This is a genomic window from Aquaspirillum serpens DSM 68, assembly GCF_000420525.1.
Taxonomy (GTDB): Bacteria; Pseudomonadota; Gammaproteobacteria; order Burkholderiales; family Aquaspirillaceae; genus Aquaspirillum; species Aquaspirillum serpens.
Genome location: NZ_ATVC01000005.1, coordinates 44,696 through 65,075, shown reverse-complemented (window position 1 = coordinate 65,075; position 20,380 = coordinate 44,696). Strand labels below are relative to the sequence as shown.

The window sequence follows — 20,380 nt, the reverse complement described above, 5'->3', positions numbered from 1 at the left end:
TTTCTAGCGAAAGTTGCTTATAGTCGCCCCCTTCGCTGTTTTGTCAGACAAGTGAAATACACAGAGAAACTCAGCTGTTGTCGGAGATCCCGACACAGTTTGACAACAAAAATCAAGGAGCTGATTCGTCATGAACGAAATCGTCAATGCAGTTAACGGCATTATTTGGAGTCCGGCACTGATTTATCTTTGTCTGGGCGTAGGGTTGTATTTTTCGGTTCGGGGTCGTTTTTTACAAGTGCGCCATTTTAAAGAGATGGTGCGGCTGATGTTTGATGGAAAAAGTTCCGACAACGGGGTGTCTTCTTTCCAAGCGTTGGCGATGTCGCTGGCGGGACGGGTCGGGACGGGGAATATTGCCGGTGTTGCCACAGCGATTGCCTTTGGTGGCCCTGGTGCAGTGTTTTGGATGTGGATGGTGGCCTTTTTAGGGGCAAGCTCGGCTTTCGTTGAATCAACTTTGGCCCAGATCTACAAAGAAAAAGTGGACGGTCAATATCGTGGTGGCCCTGCCTTTTATATTGAAAAAGGCTTGGGCATGAAGTGGTACGCTTGGATCTTTGCTGTTGCAACGATTTTGGCTTGCGGCTTCTTATTGCCGGGCGTGCAAGCAAACAGTATTGCTGCAGGCGTACAAAACGCATTTGGCGTGGTGCCTGAAGTTTCCGCTGCGGTGTTAGCGATGCTGTTAGGTTTCATTATTTTTGGTGGTGTGAAGCGGATTGCGCGTTTTGCTGAATTGGTGGTGCCCTTTATGGCTTTGGGCTACATCATCGTTGCTTGCGTGATTATTGCTATCAATATTTCACAACTGCCTGCTGCTTTGATGCTGATTATTAAAAGCGCCTTTGGTCTGGAAGCGGCATTTGGCGGCATCTTAGGGTTAGCTATTCAATGGGGTGTGAAACGCGGCGTGTATTCTAACGAAGCCGGCCAAGGGACAGGGCCTCACCCTGCTGCGGCAGCTGAGGTATCGCATCCAGTTAAACAAGGTTTGGTACAAGCGTTCTCGGTGTATGTCGATACCTTGTTCGTGTGTTCTGCCACTGCTTTTATGCTGATTTTGACAGGGACTTACAACGTCAAAGCGGCTGATGGTAAAAGCTTTATCTATAGCGGTTTAGGTCAGCTTGAACCCGGCCCGATTTATACCCAACAGGCGATTGAAAGTGTTATGCCGGGTTTTGGTGCGGTGTTTGTGGCGATTGCCCTGTTTTTCTTCGCTTTTACGACTATCGTTGCTTACTACTACATTGCTGAAACCAATGTTGCGTATATCAACCGTAAAATTGACCGTCCTTGGTTGACCCTGTTGTTGAAGTTTGGCTTGATGAGCTCTACCGTGTACGGTTGTATCAAAACAGCTGATTTGGCATGGGGCTTGGGTGATATTGGCGTGGGGCTAATGGCGTGGTTGAACATTTTTGCCATTTTGATGTTACAGAAGCCCGCTTTTGCAGCTTTGAAGGACTACGAAGCACAACAAAAAGCTGGGGTTGAGCCCACATTTGACCCGAAAAAACTCGATATTCAACAGGCAGATTTCTGGGAAAAACGCTAAGTTACATCCCTTGCCATCGAAAAACCGGCGCCATTTGGGTGCCGGTTTTTTTTATGTCGAGGAGAAAAATAAAAGATAAAAGGTATGTTTCAGTAAGATGACACTCATAAATACCACAAAATCAACAAATACATCTGTTTATGTTAAATGATTTGATTATGCTTTTAGATTGATTTTTGTGCTAAAGTGCGGCCCTCTAGGAAAATTGTGCACTTTTTTTGTGCGTGATTCTGTGTGATAGCGAGGGAGATTCCTGTGCTTTGGCATGCTTTATCTTTGCGTGTGCGGTTTTTTACCGTGTCGGCGTTGATGCTGTGTTTGACTGTGTGTGTGGTGGTGTTATTTCAATCACACCTATCGCGAACAGACCAGCTACAGCGGCTGGAACAACAAGAGTTACCTGCACAGCTAACCAGTGTGGCGAAGGCGATTGAAGCAAAATTGAGTGCGTCAATCTCGGGTTCGGAAGCCTTAACCAATAACACCTTTATTCAGCAATGGATTCAACAAGGTGCCCCACTCGATCGCCTCCCCGAGATGGAAGCGGCTATGGCGCGTACACAACGTTCGTTGCAGGCAAACGCTGTTTTTATGGCGGTACATACGCCAGAGGGCATCCGCTATCACCACTATGAAAAAGGCAAGTTGCAACACCGCCTGATGTCGCCTACTTCTGCTGATGACAGCTGGTATTTCAACTATGTCAAAACCGGACAGGCGTATGAACTGAATTTAGACAGCAATGCTTTGAGCAGCGCCGGTTTACAAATTTTCATCAACTATCGCAGCGAGGCTAAACATAGCGATGGTTTGCCGCTAAATGTGGCCGGTGGTGCGATGAATATGCAGCAATTGGCCGAGCTGATTCGCAACTACCGCATTGGTGAGCAAGGGTCGGTGATGTTGGTGCAAGCCGGTGGTGTAGTGGACGTCCATCCCGATGCTAGCCAAGCCGGTAAACTCAATCTACAGCAAGAGTCGGCTTATCAGGCCTTGCTTAACAATGGCTGGTCGGCGCTGAAAGAGCAGGGGTACGCGATTCGTGAGGCAACATTGCCGAATGGGTCTGCCGCTTTTGTGGGGGCAATTTATATTCCTTCCTTGCAACGCTATTTGGTGGCCACTCTTCCCTCAGCAGAAATTACCCAAGGCATTCAAGATAACCAATGGTTGACCTTAGCCGCTGGTGCAGGGTTGTTACTGATAGCAACAGTGTTGTTATATCCCTTGGCCGGTGGTCTGTTGCGGCCCTTGGCTGCCCTGCGGCAACAGGTCAAACAAATTACCGATAGCCTCGATCTGCGTACCCGTTTTCAATCTCGCGACCAAGCCGAAATTGGCGAAATGTGTGAACAGCTGAATCAATTTGTTGCGCGTTTGCATGACACGATTGGCGCCGTACAACAAACCAGCGAAGCAGTGCAGGCGATTGCAGCCGAATTGCGGGGAGGAGCGGATGAGGCTACTTCTGCTTTTCATCAACAACAATCGACGCTAGAACGGGTGGCGGCTGATATGGATGAAATCACCCAACAAGTCGGTACTGTTGCCAATCACGCCGGCAGTGTGGCGCGGCATTCGGACGATGGTGGCGCGGTGCTGCAAGATGCCAATGTGCAGATTGAATCGAGCTATGCCGCCATTGCCCAACTCAACCGTGATATGCAGGCGAACCGGCAACAACTGGCGGCTTTGCGCGAGCATAGCGAGAAAATCAGTCATGTATTGGATGTGATTCGTGATATTTCCGATCAAACCAATTTATTAGCCTTGAATGCGGCGATTGAAGCAGCGCGGGCGGGAGAGCAAGGACGGGGCTTTGCCGTGGTGGCCGATGAAGTGCGTGCTTTGGCACAACGGACGCAGGCCTCGACCATGGAAATTCAACACACAACCGAAAATCTGCGCTCGGCTAACGAGGCCATGACCCAGCAGTTGTCGAACAGTTTTAGTAATGCCGAGCAAGGCATGGCACAGCTGCAACAGGCTAAGGATGATTTGCAACAGCTCAGCGAGCGTTTGCGCACCATGTTTGACATGAACCGGCAGATTGCCCACGGCACGGAAGAGCAAAATCGTGCAGTGCACAATATCCATCACAGTTTGAGTGCGTTATCGCAACATGGGATGCAGGCCGCTACCATGGCCGACCAAGCCTCCGAAGCTACCCATCGTTTAACTGAGTTAATTCAACAGCTACAAGGACGAAGCGCAGTATTCCGGTGTTAATACAGTCAGTTAGCCTGAGGGCAACATACAATAATCGAATCAATATGGTTTTTGTGTGAGCCCTCAGGCTTTTATTTTTTACAGCAAATTAAGTATATCTAAAATTTATAATTTACTAAACAAAATCCACAATCATATTCACGACATGTTGCGAGGAGTAACATAGCTGCCTTCATCAGACCCTATAATGGGATGAAAGCCAGTTTTTTATGCAACATGTTACAGCAACAGATAAAAAGACATTATTAGCCCTAACCGTTGGGGCAATTGGTGTGGTATATGGTGATATTGGTACAAGTCCGCTGTATACCTTACGTGAATGCTTCCATGCTGAGAGTGGCATCGAACTAATACCTACTAATATTTTTGGTATTTTATCTTTAATTTTGTGGTCAGTCATTTTAGTGGTTACACTAAAATATGTGATTTTTATTATGCGAGCAGATAATAAGGGAGAGGGTGGTGTGCTTGCCTTATTAGCCCTCGCATTACGTCAGTCTCCTCTTCATTTTCATAAGATTTTACTTGTTGCAGGGGTGGTAGGTGCTGCGCTCTTTTATGGTGATTGTGTGATTACACCAGCGGTATCGGTATTGAGTGCGATTGAAGGATTAAAAGTCGCTACCCCTGTTTTTGATCGCTATATCCTTCCTATTGCCATCTTAATTTTATCACTGTTGTTCTTAGTACAGAAAAACGGTACTGAGAAAGTTGGCAAGTTCTTTGGCCCGATTATGTTGTTATGGTTTAGCTGTCTGGCTGTCTTCGGTGTGATGAGTATTGCCAAAAAACCAGACATCCTATATGCCATCAATCCTTATTATGCTTTTAACTTTTGTGTTGAGAACACATTAGTGGCTTTTATTGCCTTGGGTGCAGTGGTATTGTCTTTAACCGGAGGTGAGGCGTTATACGCTGACATGGGCCACTTTGGCGTACAGCCGATTAGAAAAGCATGGTTCTCTTTGGTTTTACCGTCGTTGGGGCTGAATTATTTTGGGCAAGGGGCATTGTTATTAGACAATCCCGAGGCCATTGAAAACCCGTTCTTCTTGATGTTTCCCGAATGGGCGTTGTATCCAATGGTTGTGTTGGCAACCCTAGCAACGGTCATCGCCTCACAGGCTGTGATTTCTGGCGCATTTTCATTGACAAAACAGGCAATCCAAATGGGCTTTTGGCCTCGGATGGATATTTTTTATCCAGCACAATCTGCCGGCCAAATTTATATCCCATTTGTGAACTGGACCCTGTTTCTGTGTGTGATGATTTCCATTTTAGGTTTTAAAACATCGAGTAACCTTGCTGCTGCCTATGGTGTTGCCGTCACGGGTTCGATGATTGTAACGACACTGTTAGCATGTGTGGTGATGCGTTATGTTTGGCGGTGGCCGCTTGGGTTAGCAATTTTGGTAGGTGGTATTTTCTTGCTGATTGATTTAGCTTTCTTTAGCTCTAATTTGCTGAAAATTGCTGATGGTGGTTGGTTTCCCTTATTCCTAGGTTGTATGATTTGTATTCTTATGTTGACTTGGAAAAGGGGTCGTGAAATTTTATTTGATCGCCTAAAACCAAATTTAATTGAGTTAGAGCCATTTATTACTAGCCTATCTTATTCATCTCCTCATCGTGTGAGTGGTACAGCTGTATTTATGACCGCAAGTGATGAAGGTGTGCCACATGCTTTACTACATAATCTGTATCATAATAAAGTATTGCATGAGAGAATTGTTTTATTAACCGTCAAAAACCAAGACGTACCTTTTGTTGATGATAAGGAGAGAGTTACTTTAATTTCTCTCGAAAATGGATTTTATCGTTTAATTGTCCGTTATGGATTTAAAGAAACGGCAGATATCCCAGCGATTTTATATAATCAAAATCTACATGGTTTAGAATTTGCTTTGATGGAAACCTCTTTCTTTTTTAGCCGTGAAACGATTGTTTCCACTTTAAGTGGTGGGATGGCACGTTGGCGAGAAAAAATCTTTATTTGGATGAGCCGCAGTGCCACCAGCGCGATGATTTTCTTTAATATTCCAACGAATCGCGTGATTGAATTAGGTTCACAGGTTGAAATTTAAGCCGCTTGTGGATTATTAAAATCGGGATAGGGCTGTTCTTCGTGGGCAATTGCTGGTAAACCCCAACGTTGGCGTGCGCGTAAACAGCCTTCCGATCCTGCTGCAAGTTGTTGGCAAGTAGAGGAACGCTGCTGATAAATGGTGCAGTGCACTTGTTCCCCTATGGTGCCGGCGAGGGCGATGCAGCGGGGGTGATTCGACCACGTTCCTTTCATACAGCGCAGATGCGGTGAGATGTTTTCTGTTAAAGCAGCAGGGACAGGGCCGCCCCCATCATCGGCTTCGGCCCAATAGAAAGACACGCGAAAATGGGCGCAACATGCGCCACAAGATTGGCAGATATTCATTGCTTGATCAAAAAAAATCCAGTAGAACGGATATTTTAAAAATGCTTGCTCCAGTTTTTCAACCGTTCTGATTTTGCTGGCTGTGGGGCACTTGCTGCTTGAAATTTGTTTGCCTTGCCTCGATGCTAATTAAAGTAGCAATTTCTAATATTTAGAAAGGATAGATGCGATGATGAAACGTCTGTTAACCGTGATGTCTTTTGCTACCTTATCGCTTGCCATGCCAGTGTGGGCGGATGAGACAGCCCTGCCGCCGGTGCAACATGCCGGTCAGGCAACGTATATCTCGGGTGGGATTGGCAGTGATGAAACCGATGCTATCAAGGCCGCCGCCAAACAATACCCGCTGTATATTGAATTGGCGCGTTTACGTGAGGGTGGGGCGGAGTATTTAGCCAATGTCGCTATCACCATCCGTACGCCCAAAGGGGATAAGGTGATGGAAGCCGCTGGTTTGGGGCCTTTGGTATTGGTGAAATTACCCGCCGGCACCTACCGTATCGAAGCAACGGCAAATGGTGTGCAAAAAACACAAAATTTCCAATTAGGTAAAGGGCAAAAACAACTTGCGTTGTTATGGCCAAAAACAGAATAAAGTCTTTGATTTTTTTTGATATAGCGTTACCAAACCAATCAAAAAGCGCCTATCGTTTCTGCGATGGCGCTTTTTGTTTTTAGCATGAATTAAACGCTTTCTGCGTCTGATGGTGCTGCGCAAATACAGATACCTACGAGCTGGCGCTGCGGCAGGCTGAGGCGCAGGGGGAGATGTAAGGTTAGCCAATCATGCTATTTCCCCTGCCGCCGGCACGGGTTTGAGTTGTGGCACGTGTAGGAAATGATCGGCGGCGGTTGGGCGGGCGAAGAAATAGCCTTGCATAAAACGGCAACCTAGCCCTTCCAAAAAGATCTTTTGATCTTCGTTCTCGACCCCTTCGGCCACCACTTCCATTCCCAGATTGTGTGCCAATGACAGCGTGGCACTGGCAATCGCAATATCCTCACTGTCGCTTGGTAATTCTTTGACAAAAGAGCGATCGAGTTTAATACGGCTAATTGGCAGTTGTTTGAGATAGGCAAGGCAAGAATACCCAGTACCAAAATCATCCAAAGCGAGGGTCAGACCCAAATCACGCAATGCCTGTAAGCGTTTTTGCAATACCTCACTATTTTGCATTAACGCACTTTCGGTAATTTCCAGTTCGATAAAGGCGGGGTCGGCTTCCGTTTCTTGCAAAATTTTTGCCACTGTCGTAACAAAATCGGGCTTAGCAAACTGCAATGCCGAAATGTTAATCGCAATAATGATGTGTTTGCCTTCCATGCGCCACCGCACTTGTTGTCGGCACGCCTCGCGCAAAATCCATTCCCCCATCGGCACAATCAATCCCGACTCTTCTGCTACAGGGATAAATTGTGCTGGCAAAATCATCCCCATTTCAGGATGCCGCCAGCGAACCAAGGCTTCACAGCCAAAAAAGCCCTGCTGTTCCGTATCAAATTGCGCTTGGTAGAACAACACCAATTCATCGCGTTCAATCGCCCGCCGCAGTGCGCTTTCTAACATCAGACGTTCTAAAGCGCGGGCATTCATTTCTTCTTCAAAGAAGCGGTAGCTGTTACGGCCATCGGCTTTGGCGCTATACATGGCTAAATCGGCATGGCGCAACAGGGTATCGATGTCTTCACCATCTTCGGGGTAAATGGCAATGCCAATACTCATGGAGGGTTTTAATTCGTGGCCTTCAATCTCCACTTTTTGCCCGAGGGTGGTCAACATGCGCTGTGCGACAACACCCGCTTGCTGTGGGTTGTCGAGCGCAGGTAAGACCAATACAAATTCATCCCCCCCTTGGCGGGCTAAAACATCCTCTTGCCGCAGACAAGAGGACAGACGATCGGCGACGATGGTCAATAATTGATCACCAACCGGGTGACCGAGGGAGTCATTGACGGTTTTGAAATGATCGAGGTCTAAAAATAAGATGGCTAATTTATCTTGATATTTTTGTGCTTCTGCAATCGCTTCTTCTGCCTGTTGTCGCCATAGATTGCGGTTGGGTAAATTGGTCAATACATCGTAGTGGGCGAGGTATTCAATGTGTTCCTCCACGCGCCGTGTTCGACCACTGATTAACAGTAAGAAAGCACCTAAGACCGCTACCGAACCCAAGCTGGCTGCCAACATAAACCATGCTGCCCATGTCCGCTTATGTGCCAAATACAATTCTGTTGGACGCAAGCGCAATTCCCATTCGCGCCCACCGAATTGTAAAGTTTCTCGATAAACTGGACTGTGACCGGCAAGCCAATTGTTGTATTGGCAACCTTCTGGGCCGGAAAGCCGTTGTTTACTCGGTGGCGAGAAAATATCAACCAAACAAATTTCAATTTGGTCAGACGGGTTGCCTAATGTGGCCTGTAACACATCATCCATCCGAAATACGGTGGAAATCACCCCCAGCCAAGTCGGTTTTTCATTGGGGGTGTCTGCTGGCGCATACACCGCATGATAGACCGCGATACCGCGCTGTTCTTTTTGATGATGGGCTTCTTGAACCAAGCGGATGGCTTGGGCGGCGGAGGGGTTGCCGCTATGAATGGCGGTTTCAATCGCCGAGCGAGTTGGGGCAAAGCCGAGTGGATCGAGTCCTCTGACACTGAGATTTTTTTGTAGAGGTTCAACAAACAAAATGGGTAAATAATGTGATGCTGTGGGGGCTGGGAAGGTTTTGCCGTTTGGGTCGCGCACCAGAATGGAAAAATCGGGTTGTTGCAGTTGTTGTTGCCAGTGCTGTTCAAATGTGGTGCGTTGGCTGTCTGGTACCATCGGACTCCATGCAATATTTTGTGAACCGGGATAACGCTGTAGCCAAGCGGAAACAAAAGTTTTGAAATCAGCCGCAGTCAGATTACGGTGCAAGATTAAAAACCGTTCCAGTGCAAATACCATATCGTTCTGCACGCGCAGCCGATGGCTGAGTAACTGGCTGAGGTGGTTGGCATCGCGTTCAAATTCGCTGGCGAGGCGTTGTTTTTCCCAGCGGTTGATATGGGTATGTGCCACCGCAACCACCGAAAGCGCCACGATTAACGGCAAGATAATCACTAAGCGGCGGCCTATCCAATCGCTACGCGGTTGGCCCAACAAGGCAAATACCAGTGGCGTGACCACCAACACACCGAGGGTGTCGCCAATCCACCAACTCCATAAATTAAAGCCAAGATCATCACCCTTGAGATGACCGGCAAAATAGAGCGTGGCAATCCCCACGCTGGCACTGATGAGACAACCTAGCGGTGCAATAATCAGTAAAAACCGCGCAATACTGCTTGGGGTATCTAAGGCGTACGGGAAGGGGAGTAGCGTTTTAGCAAGGCGGTGTCCCACCCACATCTGTAATACCGCCCCAAGGGGGATAAAGGACAGCATCGGCCAGCCAATACCACTCGGCATTGGTTGTGAGGTGTTTAATAACCATTGGATGCCGATAGAGCCGAACAACACCGCCGGCCAAACCCGAATGCCATAGATCAGAGCAAAGGCAAGGGCAAAACCGGCAGGGGGATAAATGGGGATGGCATAGTCGGGTGGTGCGATTAACAGCAACGACACCCAGCCACTGAGCAAATACAGCAAAAACAGTATCACACTTGCTCGGGAGGCAGTGAGGAAGGGTGTGAGAACGGCTTTTTGCTTTGTCATATCTATTGCCCTATTATGTCGGGCAATTATACCCTGATTTTGTCAATCAGGGCATTAGGCATCCAAACCGTGTTGCACCAATTCGGCGGCGCGCAGCACCGCGCGGGCTTTATTGCACGTTTCCTGCCATTCGCTTTCTGGGACCGAGTCAGCGACCACACCGGCACCCGCTTGCACAAACAAGGTGCCATCCTTAATCACCGCTGTCCGAATCGCAATCGCCAAGTCCATATCACCGTTAAAACCGAGATAACCGACGGCACCGCCGTAGATCCCACGCTTAATCGGTTCTAGTTCATCAATGATTTCCATGGCGCGGACTTTGGGCGCACCAGATAGAGTCCCTGCTGGGAAAGTCGCTTTTAGCACATCCAGATTACCGAGTTGCTTTTGCAAACGGCCTTCCACACTAGAGACGATGTGCATTACGTGTGAATATTTTTCGATCACCATGCGATCAGTGACCTGCACCGAGCCAGTTTCCGAAACACGACCAACATCATTGCGGCCCAAATCCATCAACATCACATGCTCAGCAATCTCTTTGGGATCGGCCAGCAAGTCCTCTGCGAGTGCTTGATCTTCTTCGCGTGTTTGACCGCGCACACGGGTACCGGCGATTGGGCGGACGGTGACCGTTCGGTTTTCTTGGCGTACGAGAATTTCAGGGCTGCTTCCGACGACATGAAAATCATCAAAATGGTAGAAGAACAAATAGGGCGAGGGATTGAGGCTGCGTAGGGCGCGATACAGTGACAGTGGACTGTCGCTAAAAGGCATTTCCATCCGCTGTGATAACACCACCTGCATGATGTCACCCGCTTGGATATAAGCTTTGCTGCGGCTCACTGCGTCTTTAAACGCCTCTTGTCCCCAGACACTGTGTGCTGTGGTCACTTGAGATGGACTCGACAGCGGCATCGGCGTGGGTTCACGCAGTTTTTGCCGTAATACTTCCAAGCGTGCAAGGGCTTTTTGATAGCTATTTGGGACGGCTGGGTCGGCATACACGACCAAATGCAATTTGCCCGATAAATTGTCTACCACGGCCAGTTCTTCTGACAGCATTAACAAAATATCGGGGGTGCCGATTGTGTCGGTTTTGTTTGGGCAATCGGCCAATTTTTTCTCGATTAGTTTGATCGTTTCATAACCGAAATAACCGACAAGACCGCCACAAAAGCGCGGTAGACCTTGCTGTGGTGGGGTAGAAAAGCGATTTTGAAATGCTTCGATAAACGCCAGTGGGTCACCATCGTGGGTTTCGAGGACTCGATCACCGTGTTCGACTTGTACCCGTTTACCATTCACCCGCAAGCGGGTTGCCGCAGGCAGGCCAATAAAAGAGTAACGACCAAACCGTTCCCCGCCGACAACCGATTCAAGCAAATAGGAATAAGGTTGGTTGGCTAGCTTCAAATAAACCGACAAGGGCGTGTCGAGGTCGGCAAATAAAGCCAGCGTAACGGGGATACGGTTATATCCCTGTGCCGCCAGCGCGTCAAATTCTGATTGATTCAGCATATTAAAACTTCCGGATATCATGCAGACGGGCTGGCAGAAAGGAATTAGCGTGCGCTGCGTCGACCGAGCTGGATACGTTTAGCGAGTAAATAGCCGTGTAATTCACGGAAAGGAATTGGCTTGGAAAAGACAGTTACATCTTCTGGTAAACCACCGCGCTCGGCGATTTCTTCGTTGCTGAGGCCACTGACGACAACAATATCGAGATAGGATAAATCTGGATCGGCACGCAAGGCACGAATCATCAAGAAGCCATCCATCCCCGGTAACATCAAGTCAGAGATCAACACATCAGGGCGTTGGCGACCGACAACCAGCAAACCATCGAAACCATTGCCAACAATTTCCAGTTTTAAGGGCAATTTCATTTCGGCCAGCGTTTCACGATAGAACGCTTGTTCGAAAGGATCATCTTCAACGATCAACACAGAGAGCGTGTGCGCGTCAGACGATGAGGTTGCGCCAACGCGGGAGCGTAGTAGCGTTTCGAGCGAGCGCAGGCTGATACGGCGGTGTCCACCGGCGGTTTTCCAACCAGATAGCACGCCTTGTTCGACCATTTGCTGTACTGTCCCTACTGACACACCTAGACGAGTGGCTGCTTGGCGTGTGCTGCAGAAAGCATCAGGCGAGTCGGCATCGAGAGCTGCTGATTGGGACGTATTGGGTGTGCGAGACATGCAAACCTCGTTCAGAATAACAAAAACGCTACTTTATCCGATTTTTTGTCAAAGATGAGCACTGTTATGGACAAATACCTAAAAATTTTGTCGTTCACTGTGGCTAAAATTTGCAGCCAAGCGGATGTGAGACAAGGATATTGCCTCGGTAGCTGAATAAACAGGAAAAAGAATTGTGTTAGACAAGCTATGTTTGGTCTAATTTAACAAATTAAACGCCAATGTCAAAGAAAATAAACACCCATCCCCAATTTCTATGGGGAAACCGGTGATGGGTGGCCATTCTAGCGCAATTATTGCAAAGCAGAAGCGAGATTTTTAGCGTTATATTGCATTAGTTCAATATATGAACCAGCCGGAGCGCCGGCTGACAAAGCATCGGAATACAACTTGCCACCGATTTTGACGCTGGTTTCTTGTGAAATTTGCTGTAACAGACGTTGGTCGGCCATATTTTCGACAAACAACGCTTTGACCTTCTCTTGGCGAATTTGTTTGACCAATTTGGCCACGCTGGCGGCAGAGGCTTCCGATTCGGTACTCATGCCCTGTGGGGCGATAAAGCGAATCTGATAGCGTTGTCCCAAATAGGAAAAGGCATCGTGGCTGGTGATCACTTTACGTTGTGCCACTGGGATTGCAGCAAACTGTTGTTCAATCGACTGGTCGAGCTGGCGCAGTTGTTGTTCAAACTGTTGTGCGCGCTGTTGATAGTAGCTGGCACCGGCAGGATCGGCCTTGGCTAACGCTTGGGCAATGGTATGGCCATATTGAATGACATGCTGTGGATTGTGCCAAGCGTGGGGATCGACCCCTTTTCCATGATCATGGCGATGACCGTGATCGTGTCCATGGTTGTTTTTTACGGTAAGCGGTTTGATTTTTTCGCTCGCTACCACGGTTTGACCACGATATTGGCTGGATTGGGTCAACCGTTGAATCCAGCCTTCGAACCCTAAACCATTCACCACAAATACGCGGCTGGCTAACAGTTTTTTGACGTCTTGCGGCGAGGGTTGATAGACATGGGCATCTTGATTAGGGCCGACCAAGCTGTTTACCGCCACCCGTTCACCGCCGACTTGTTGCGTGATGTCGGCAAGGATGCTGAAACTGGCTAACACTGGTAAGGGTTCTGCTGCCCAAACGGAGGCAGAAAAACCGAGACTGAGGCTAAGGGCAAGAAGGGATTTTTTCATTGAATGAGCATTCCTAGCGTTCTAAATGGCGTAAGCGGAGATAGCGGCCTAAAACGCCTCCAGCAGGGGCAATCAGAAGCGAGACGGCATAGATACTGCCAGCGAGCAAGATAATGGCGGGGCCAGAAGGTAGGTCAAAATGGAACGACAGTAATAAACCGCCATAACCGGAAAACAGTGCAATACCAATTGCAAATAACAACATGTAGCCAATGGATTGCGCCCACAGTCGGGCACTGACAGCTGGAATCATCATCAATCCGACTGACATCAGCGTACCCAGTGCTTGAAAGCCCGCGACTAAATTCAACACCACCAACAGCATAAAGATTTGGTAGTACCACCCCCCTCGGTTGCCGCTGGCGCGCAGGAACGCAGGGTCGAGGCTTTCTAACAGTAAAGGCCGATAAATCACCGCGAGGGTGAGCATTGATAGGGTGGCGATAGTCGAGACGAGGTAGAGCGCGGCGTTATCGACGGCAAGCACCGAACCAAACAAGATATGGATTAAATCGACTTGACTGCCAAAACGGGTCACTAACAACACACCGGCGGCCAAAGACAACAAGTAAAACGCCGCTAAACTGGCATCTTCTTTTAGCTCGGTAAAGCGGCTGGCAAGGCCAGCGATTAACACCACACTGACACCCGCAATAAAGCCACCAATACTCATTGCTGGCAGTGATAGACCTGCCAACAGATAACCGACTGCCGCCCCTGGCAATACGGCATGGCTCATGGCATCACCCATCAGACTCATCCGCCGCATCACCAAAAATAAACCAATCGGGCCACAGCCGAAGGCGAGGGCAATACACCCCACCAGTGCGCGGCGCATAAAACTGAACTCTACAAAGGGAGCAAAAAATAAATCGTAAAAGGTCACAGTGAATCTCAAGAAGCGGTTACGACGGCATCATCACGATGGCAGACTGGTGGCGCCTCATCCCATACCGCTACATTCATCCGAGCGCGTTGGAGGTGGGTCGGGGTTAGCACTTTGTGAGTTGGGCCCCACGCGATCATTTCGCGGGCGAGTAAAAGCGTGTGTTGGAAATGGTTGCGCACTTGTTGTTCGTCATGTAACACGGCAATCACGGTACGTTGTTCTAATACCCATTGGTTAATCAGTGCCAACAGTTCTTCTGTGGTTTTGGCATCAATCGAATTAAACGGTTCATCTAACAAAATCACCTTGGCGTCTTGTACCAAAATTCTAGCGAATAACACCCGCTGAAATTGACCACCCGATAACTGATAAATCGGACGATGTTCAAAGCCAGATAAGCCGACGGTGGTGAGCGCCGCACTGACCCGTTGTCGGCCTGCTTTGCCTGCGGCACGAAACATGCCAATTCGTTGCCATAAGCCCGTTAACACCAAATCAGCTACGGTAATTGGCAAACTGCGGTCGATATCGCTGGCCTGCGGTAAATAAGCAATGTCTGCTGTACGGATACCGTCACAAATCACTTTGCCGTGGTCGGGGCGCACCAAACCCAGTAAGGCTTTAAGGACCGTACTCTTGCCGGCACCATTTGGGCCATAAATGGCATTACTGCTGCCGAGGGTAAAGCGGCCACTGAGGTGGTGAATTGCCGGACGACGCTGATAAGAGACAGTAAGATTGTCGAGGCCAAATTGGGCGTCGCTGGAGAGAGAGACGCTATTCATTGTGACATTGCCCAATAGACGCCAAGCCATAAAGTGCTTGCTGCTAACGCAACCAAACCCAGCCGTGCCCACAATGAGGCGGCAAACAGGCTAAAACCTGTGTGATGATGCATAACCATTCCTGCTTCAATAATCGGTAACCAGACAGGCATATAACGCGGCTTCGAGATCAGAAAAGTCTTGTGCTTGACGACAAATTAGCTCAAAGCGACTTTCACCGCGCCATGCCACAGATTCAACACCCCATTGCCCCGCGCTCCAGTTAAACCACAAGCGTTGTTGATGGACGTATAACACCGCTTTTGCACGCCACAGCCCTGTTACTAAATGGGGTAGTTGATCAAAAAGCCGTGCCACGCGGTCTGTATCAAAGCGTTGTTGAGCCGGAAAACGCCAACCACAACTGCTGATGTCATTATCAGCACTGGGTAATTTGGGCCGATAGCGACTTGGTGCGGGCGAGGCGGTGTGCATCGTCAACACTTCGGCGCCGAGGTGGCCGTGTTGAATATTCAAGATGGCTTGTTTAGGGGGGAACATGGCGGCGGCTTCTTGTTCGAAGGCCGACAATTGTTCCGGGCTGGCGAGATCGGTTTTGCTGGCAACCAAAACATCAGCAATTTGAATTTGGTCACGGTATACCGGATGATCGCGATATTGGCTATCAAAAAATTGTCGGACATCGACAAGGGTGATCACCGCTTGCATCGCCAGTGCATTGCCCAATGGTGGCCGTTTCAGTTGATCGACTAATGTTGCCAGATGGGCAAGGCCGCTGGTTTCAATAAACAGGCGATCTGGTTCATAGTCGCGTAACAGACGGGTAACAGTGACGGGTAACTGTGGGCCGGTGGTACAGCACAGACACCCGCCACTGATTTCGCGTACTTCAATGTCTTGTTGCTGTAACACCACACCATCAATGCCGATTTCACCAAACTCGTTGACGATTACTGCCCACTTTTCTGTGGTAGGACGTTGGGCCAATAGCTGTAATAGTGTGGTGGTCTTACCGGTGCCAAGGAATCCCGCCAGCAAGTGAACCGGCGTCATGATGCCTTGAGTCGGGGCGCTTAGGCTGTTTGACATTGTTGACACGTTCCGGTGAGGACTAAGTCGCGTTGGTGAGGCTGAAAGCCATGTTGGTGGCACTGTTGCCACAGAGAACCGAGGCTGTGTGTGGCATCGACTTCTTGCACTTGGCCGCAATGGTCGCATACCAACATAATGCCATCATGTTCACAGGCAAAATGTGGACACACGACATACGCGTTGAGAGCATCCACACGATGTAAAAAACCGTGTGCTACCAAAAAATCTAGCGCACGGTAAATAGTCGGCGGCGCAACCACCCCGTTATCGAGCCCTCGTTCGGCTTGTAAACAATGCAGGAGCTGGTAGGCTTTGACCAAACCGGATTGGGCAAGAGCGAGTTGTAAAATTTTGCGGCGCAGTGGCGTGAGGCGACTGCCTTGTGCGGTGCAGTGTGATGCTGCGCGCTGTAAATACAGTTCAGCGTCCATAAGTCTAGCAAGTGGCGATCAAAATGATATTGTATAACATTTCTGGCCTGACAGATAGCCCGAAAAATTTTTCGCCATTGGCATCAGTTTAATATTTTCTTAATTATGATTTGCCGATACTATGTCGGTTTGTGTTGTAAATAGTCATTGTCTTATGACAAAGGAGATGGAAAACATGCGTATCACCAAATTGTTGTTCGCAGCCGTGTTAGCCGGTACTGCCTTCGGCGCGCAAGCTGCTGCCCAAGATCCTATCGAAGCGCGTAAAGCGGTCTTCAAAGAATACAAAAAAGTGTTCGGCGAGCAGATGGGGGCAGTGATTAAAGGCAAACAACCTTACGACAAAGCTGCTTTTGCTAAGTTGGCTAGCGATATGGATGCCTTGGCAAAAAAACCATGGGAGCATTTCCCCGCAGGGAGCGACAAAGGCAAAACCAATTCGCGTGCTGAAATTTGGACCAAACCTGCCGAATTCAAAAAAGCCATCGATCAGCATCAAGCTGAAACTGCAAAACTGGTACAAGTGGCACAAACCGGCGATTTAGCCCAAATCAAACCCCAGTTTGGCGCAGTGCAAAAAACCTGTAAAAGCTGTCACGACCAGTTTAAGAAAGAAGATTAAGCTGTTGTAAGCAGCATAAAAATTTCTTTTCTTTGACTCTTGTCAAACAAGACGGATAGGTATATAGTCCGCCGTCTTGTCTCTATGGCGGGTCTCCTCGCATTGCAATGTAGTGAACCTGGTCAGGTCCGGAAGGAAGCAGCCACAGCTATGATTTGCAAGTGCCGGGGTTAAGGCTCGCCACCTCCGCTTTATTCTCTTGTTGTATTTTTCTTCTCTTGAATTTTTCTGCTGTGAACTCATTTGTTATAACTGAAAAGATGTTGCATTTTGAACAATATGTAACATTCTCTTGTTTGTCATGTGCCTATTCTTTGCATAGAATGGCTAATGAAGTGGTCATGTCTTAGGCACGACCCTCAGTAGAAACCGCAGGTGAAGAAAGTTTTTTGCAAATTTTGCTGGTTTTTTTGAAGATATTGTTTATAAAATTCAGGGAGCGGTTGTTTCATTAGTCAAAACGAGAGGACAAATGATTCGGCCACTGCAACTTTCAACATAGTTTTTATGTCAGAAAGGCTGTAGTAAACGTTCTTTGTCGGTAAGCAAGCGAGATGAAATTGCAAAATCCCGTTTATGCTTACCGTAAACACTAGGCATGAAATCGGCGCCATCACAGATACCAACGCTGTGTAGTGATGGTGTGATGGTTAACGTTAAAGATAGCACTCTGAACAGAAAGGAGAGGCGAGGACAGGGTCGTTGACATAACGACGCGCTATCCCTACCCGTGCACATTAGCCGGGCTTGCTCGCACACAATCAATGAAATTGTTTGAAAAAATCCAAAACCCTCGTGAAATCCGCCGCAAATTGGGCTTGAACCAGCAAGAATTCTGGAGCCGCATCGGTGTGACGCAATCTGGCGGTTCTCGCTACGAATCTGGCAGGAACATGCCTAAGCCGGTGCGCGAATTGTTGCGCTTGGTGCACATCGAGCAAATCGATCTGTCCAAAGTGAAACGCGAAGACTTTGAAATCATTGAGTATCTCAAAGAGACGCATCCAGATCTGTACAAGAGCTTGCGTAAAGCAGTAAAAGCAAAGACCGAAGCGGCTCAAGCCGAGTCTGGCGACGCGCTGGGTTCGACCATCGGCTGATCTTGATCGGATTAGCTGCGGTTAGGCCGCAACAAAAACCCCGCGATGTAAACAGCAAGTATCCCTTGCCTCACATCGCGGGGTTGTTTTTTTGGGGCTGTGGTTATTGTTTTGGCGGTTCTTCATTTGCTTTGCGAATAAAGACAATAGCACAGACCACCACCACAATCGTTGCCACGACGATTGTACCTAGGCTCATCAACCCCACATCTGATGACAGCATTTCTTTGAGCAGAGCCATCGCTGTTCTCCTTGCTTAGTTAAAATAGATAGCGTCAATTTGACGCAGTTTGTCCTTCTCTATCTTGAGCCAAGTCAAAAAACATATCACATTTATATGAAATGTGATGCTGCCGTATATGATAGGTTGTTACTGAATATTTGGTGCCTTTGGAGACGTCTATGTACTACCCTAACCCGAATCAACCTGACCGACTGGCCGCTGCGGCTAAAGTGACACTATTTGTCTATATTTTACAGGGGCTTGCCTTTTTCTTCGGCGGCTTGCCTGCGGTAGCGGGGATTATCATTAACTATCTCAAGCGTGATGCCGTGGCCGGTACGTGGCTAGAATCGCACTTCCGTTGGCAAATTCGCACCTTTTGGTATGGATTGCTGTGGACTGGGTTGGGATTGCTGACATCGTGGCTAGGTGTCGGTTTTATTGTATTGGGGATAGTTTGGGTGTGGACGTTGTATCGGGTGATTCGTGGTTGGCTAAATTATAACGACCAACGTCCAATGTACGGCTTGTACTACCACCCTTAAACCGCTATGGCAAGAAAAACGCCGTTCGGCAAATACCGAACGGCGACAAGGACCGGTGCCTGGGATCGCCACACCGGTAGAACGACACACACTACCGGTCAATGGGTCCGTGTTGCGACCCATTGACCAAAAACAAACCTTGCTTCAGTTAAAAGGTGTCCGCTGGGACTCGCACCCAACCTTCCATTAAAATCCGCGCACTGCGGCTCATAATGGCCTTGGTGACTGTCCATGTGCCATCAACCTGCTTGGCTTCTGCCCCAACGCGCAAGGTGCCCGAGGGATGGCCAAAACGCACGGCTTGCCGTTCTCCACCGCCTGCGGCGAGGTTGACTAAGGTGCCAGGGATGGCGGCGGCAGTACCGATAGCAACAGCAGCCGTGCCCATCATGGCATGATGCAATTTGCCCATCGACAAGGCGCGTACCAATAAGTCAATTTCATTGGCTTGGATCGTTTTGCCGCTAGAGGCGACATAATCAGTGGGGGGAGCGACAAAGGCAATTTTTGGCGTATGTTGACGCTTGAGGGCTTCTTCTGGCGTTTTAATCAAACCCATCCGCAATGCCCCTGCCACACGAATCGCCTCAAAGCGTTTTAATGCTTCGGGATCAGTATTGATTTGTTCGCGTAATTCGGTGCCGGTGTAACCAATATCCGCCGCGTTAACAAATACTGTCGGAATGCCGGCGGTAATCATGGTGGCCTTAAAAGTCCCAACACCGGGCACTTCTAAGTCATCGACCAGATTCCCTGTGGGGAACATCGAGCCGCCTTCTTCGCCATCATCCGATGGATCCATAAATTCCAAGACGATCTCTGCCGCAGGGAAAGTCACACCATCGAGCTCAAAATCACCACTTTCTTGCACCTGACCATTGACCACTGGGACATGGGCGATAATGGTTTTTTGGATATTGGCTTGCCAAATCCGCACGACGGCTGTGCCGTTATCTGGAATACGGGCTGGGTCTACTAAGCCTGCGTGGATGGCAAAGGCACCAGCGGCAGTAGACAGATTGCCACAGTTACCCGACCAATCGACAAAAGCTTTATCAATCGATACTTGACCATACAAATAATCTACGTCGTGGTCTGGTACGCTGGACTGAGAAAGAATCACGCACTTGCTGGTACTCGAGGTGGCGCCGCCCATGCCATCGATGTGGGCACTATAGGGGTCGGGGCTGCCGATGACCCGCATAAACAATTTATCACGCGCTTCACCGGGGACTTGGCAGCTGGCTGGTAAATCTTGTAAGCGGAAAAACACGCCTTTGCTGGTGCCACCACGCATATAAGTGGCGGGGATTTTCATTTGAGGTAGGTGAGCCATGACAATCAATCCTCATCAAACGCGGCA

General features: G+C 48.7%; 18 protein-coding genes and 1 other RNA gene. 8 read left to right on the top strand and 11 right to left on the bottom strand.

Translation table 11 applies throughout. The features are described 5' to 3' along the window. Positions 1-130 precede the first annotated feature (130 nt). The 3 genes from G465_RS13130 to G465_RS0102150 all read left to right on the top strand — a co-directional run bounded on the left by G465_RS13130 (position 131) and on the right by G465_RS0102150 (position 5,874). On the top strand, positions 131-1,561 hold the full coding sequence (locus tag G465_RS13130) for an alanine/glycine:cation symporter family protein (protein WP_022652842.1): 1,431 nt from the start codon (positions 131-133) through the stop codon (positions 1,559-1,561). Between the two features lie 255 nt (positions 1,562-1,816). Next, entirely contained in the window at positions 1,817-3,790 is a 1,974-nt protein-coding gene (locus G465_RS0102155; RefSeq protein WP_022652841.1) for a methyl-accepting chemotaxis protein, read from the top strand. Between the two features lie 209 nt (positions 3,791-3,999). Further along, positions 4,000-5,874, top strand: coding sequence for a potassium transporter Kup (locus G465_RS0102150; RefSeq protein WP_022652840.1), 1,875 nt, complete (start codon positions 4,000-4,002; stop codon positions 5,872-5,874). Here the strand turns inward: G465_RS0102150 and G465_RS13125 are convergent. Continuing rightward, positions 5,871-6,221 (bottom strand): YkgJ family cysteine cluster protein, encoded by a 351-nt coding sequence (locus G465_RS13125; RefSeq protein ID WP_022652839.1) that lies wholly within the window; start codon positions 6,219-6,221, stop codon positions 5,871-5,873. The genes G465_RS0102150 and G465_RS13125 overlap by 4 nt on opposite strands. A gap of 169 nt (positions 6,222-6,390) precedes the next feature. On the opposite strand from G465_RS13125, the gene G465_RS13120 reads away from it, so the two are divergent. Continuing rightward, positions 6,391-6,816 carry an RgsD C-terminal domain-containing protein gene (locus G465_RS13120; protein WP_022652838.1) on the top strand — a complete coding sequence of 142 codons (426 nt, stop codon included), beginning with the start codon at positions 6,391-6,393 and terminating at the stop codon, positions 6,814-6,816. A 189-nt stretch (positions 6,817-7,005) separates the two neighbouring features. Here G465_RS13120 and G465_RS0102135 read toward each other — a convergent pair whose 3' ends face one another. From G465_RS0102135 to G465_RS0102095, 8 genes are all read right to left on the bottom strand, one after another. Beyond that, a complete protein-coding gene (locus G465_RS0102135) occupies positions 7,006-9,927 on the bottom strand; it encodes an EAL domain-containing protein (RefSeq protein ID WP_022652837.1) in 2,922 nt (973 codons plus the stop codon). A gap of 54 nt (positions 9,928-9,981) precedes the next feature. Further along, positions 9,982-11,451 carry an anthranilate synthase component I gene (trpE, locus tag G465_RS0102130; protein WP_022652836.1) on the bottom strand — a complete coding sequence of 490 codons (1,470 nt, stop codon included), beginning with the start codon at positions 11,449-11,451 and terminating at the stop codon, positions 9,982-9,984. A gap of 44 nt (positions 11,452-11,495) precedes the next feature. Then, complete coding sequence (locus G465_RS13115) at positions 11,496-12,131, bottom strand: response regulator (protein WP_022652835.1); 636 nt, start codon at positions 12,129-12,131, stop codon at positions 11,496-11,498. 293 nt (positions 12,132-12,424) lie between these two features. Further along, entirely contained in the window at positions 12,425-13,330 is a 906-nt protein-coding gene (locus G465_RS0102120; RefSeq protein WP_022652834.1) for a metal ABC transporter solute-binding protein, Zn/Mn family, read from the bottom strand. Positions 13,331-13,343: 13 nt separating this feature from the next. Further along, entirely contained in the window at positions 13,344-14,168 is an 825-nt protein-coding gene (locus G465_RS0102115; protein ID WP_052165360.1) for a metal ABC transporter permease, read from the bottom strand. A 56-nt stretch (positions 14,169-14,224) separates the two neighbouring features. Next, complete coding sequence (locus G465_RS13110) at positions 14,225-15,004, bottom strand: metal ABC transporter ATP-binding protein (protein ID WP_022652832.1); 780 nt, start codon at positions 15,002-15,004, stop codon at positions 14,225-14,227. 126 nt (positions 15,005-15,130) lie between these two features. After that, positions 15,131-16,093, bottom strand: coding sequence for a CobW family GTP-binding protein (locus tag G465_RS0102100; protein WP_052165358.1), 963 nt, complete (start codon positions 16,091-16,093; stop codon positions 15,131-15,133). Beyond that, positions 16,078-16,527 (bottom strand): Fur family transcriptional regulator, encoded by a 450-nt coding sequence (locus G465_RS0102095; RefSeq protein ID WP_022652829.1) that lies wholly within the window; start codon positions 16,525-16,527, stop codon positions 16,078-16,080. Before G465_RS0102095 ends, G465_RS0102100 begins: the two co-directional genes overlap by 16 nt. 175 nt (positions 16,528-16,702) lie before the next feature. Between G465_RS0102095 and G465_RS0102090 the strand changes: the two genes are divergently transcribed. From G465_RS0102090 to G465_RS0102085, 3 genes are all read left to right on the top strand, one after another. Beyond that, positions 16,703-17,149 (top strand): c-type cytochrome, encoded by a 447-nt coding sequence (locus G465_RS0102090; protein ID WP_022652828.1) that lies wholly within the window; start codon positions 16,703-16,705, stop codon positions 17,147-17,149. Between the two features lie 86 nt (positions 17,150-17,235). Continuing rightward, positions 17,236-17,334, top strand: an RNA gene (gene ffs, locus G465_RS15295) — signal recognition particle sRNA small type. A gap of 579 nt (positions 17,335-17,913) precedes the next feature. After that, entirely contained in the window at positions 17,914-18,249 is a 336-nt protein-coding gene (locus G465_RS0102085) for a helix-turn-helix domain-containing protein (protein ID WP_022652827.1), read from the top strand. Positions 18,250-18,352: 103 nt separating this feature from the next. Here G465_RS0102085 and G465_RS15290 read toward each other — a convergent pair whose 3' ends face one another. Then, entirely contained in the window at positions 18,353-18,490 is a 138-nt protein-coding gene (locus G465_RS15290) for a DUF3149 domain-containing protein (protein WP_022652826.1), read from the bottom strand. Positions 18,491-18,651: 161 nt separating this feature from the next. Between G465_RS15290 and G465_RS0102075 the strand changes: the two genes are divergently transcribed. Continuing rightward, complete coding sequence (locus G465_RS0102075; protein WP_022652825.1) at positions 18,652-19,017, top strand: DUF4870 family protein; 366 nt, start codon at positions 18,652-18,654, stop codon at positions 19,015-19,017. A 148-nt stretch (positions 19,018-19,165) separates the two neighbouring features. Here G465_RS0102075 and prpF read toward each other — a convergent pair whose 3' ends face one another. Continuing rightward, on the bottom strand, positions 19,166-20,353 hold the full coding sequence (gene prpF, locus G465_RS0102070; RefSeq protein WP_022652824.1) for a 2-methylaconitate cis-trans isomerase PrpF: 1,188 nt from the start codon (positions 20,351-20,353) through the stop codon (positions 19,166-19,168). Between the last annotated feature and the right edge of the window lie 27 nt (positions 20,354-20,380).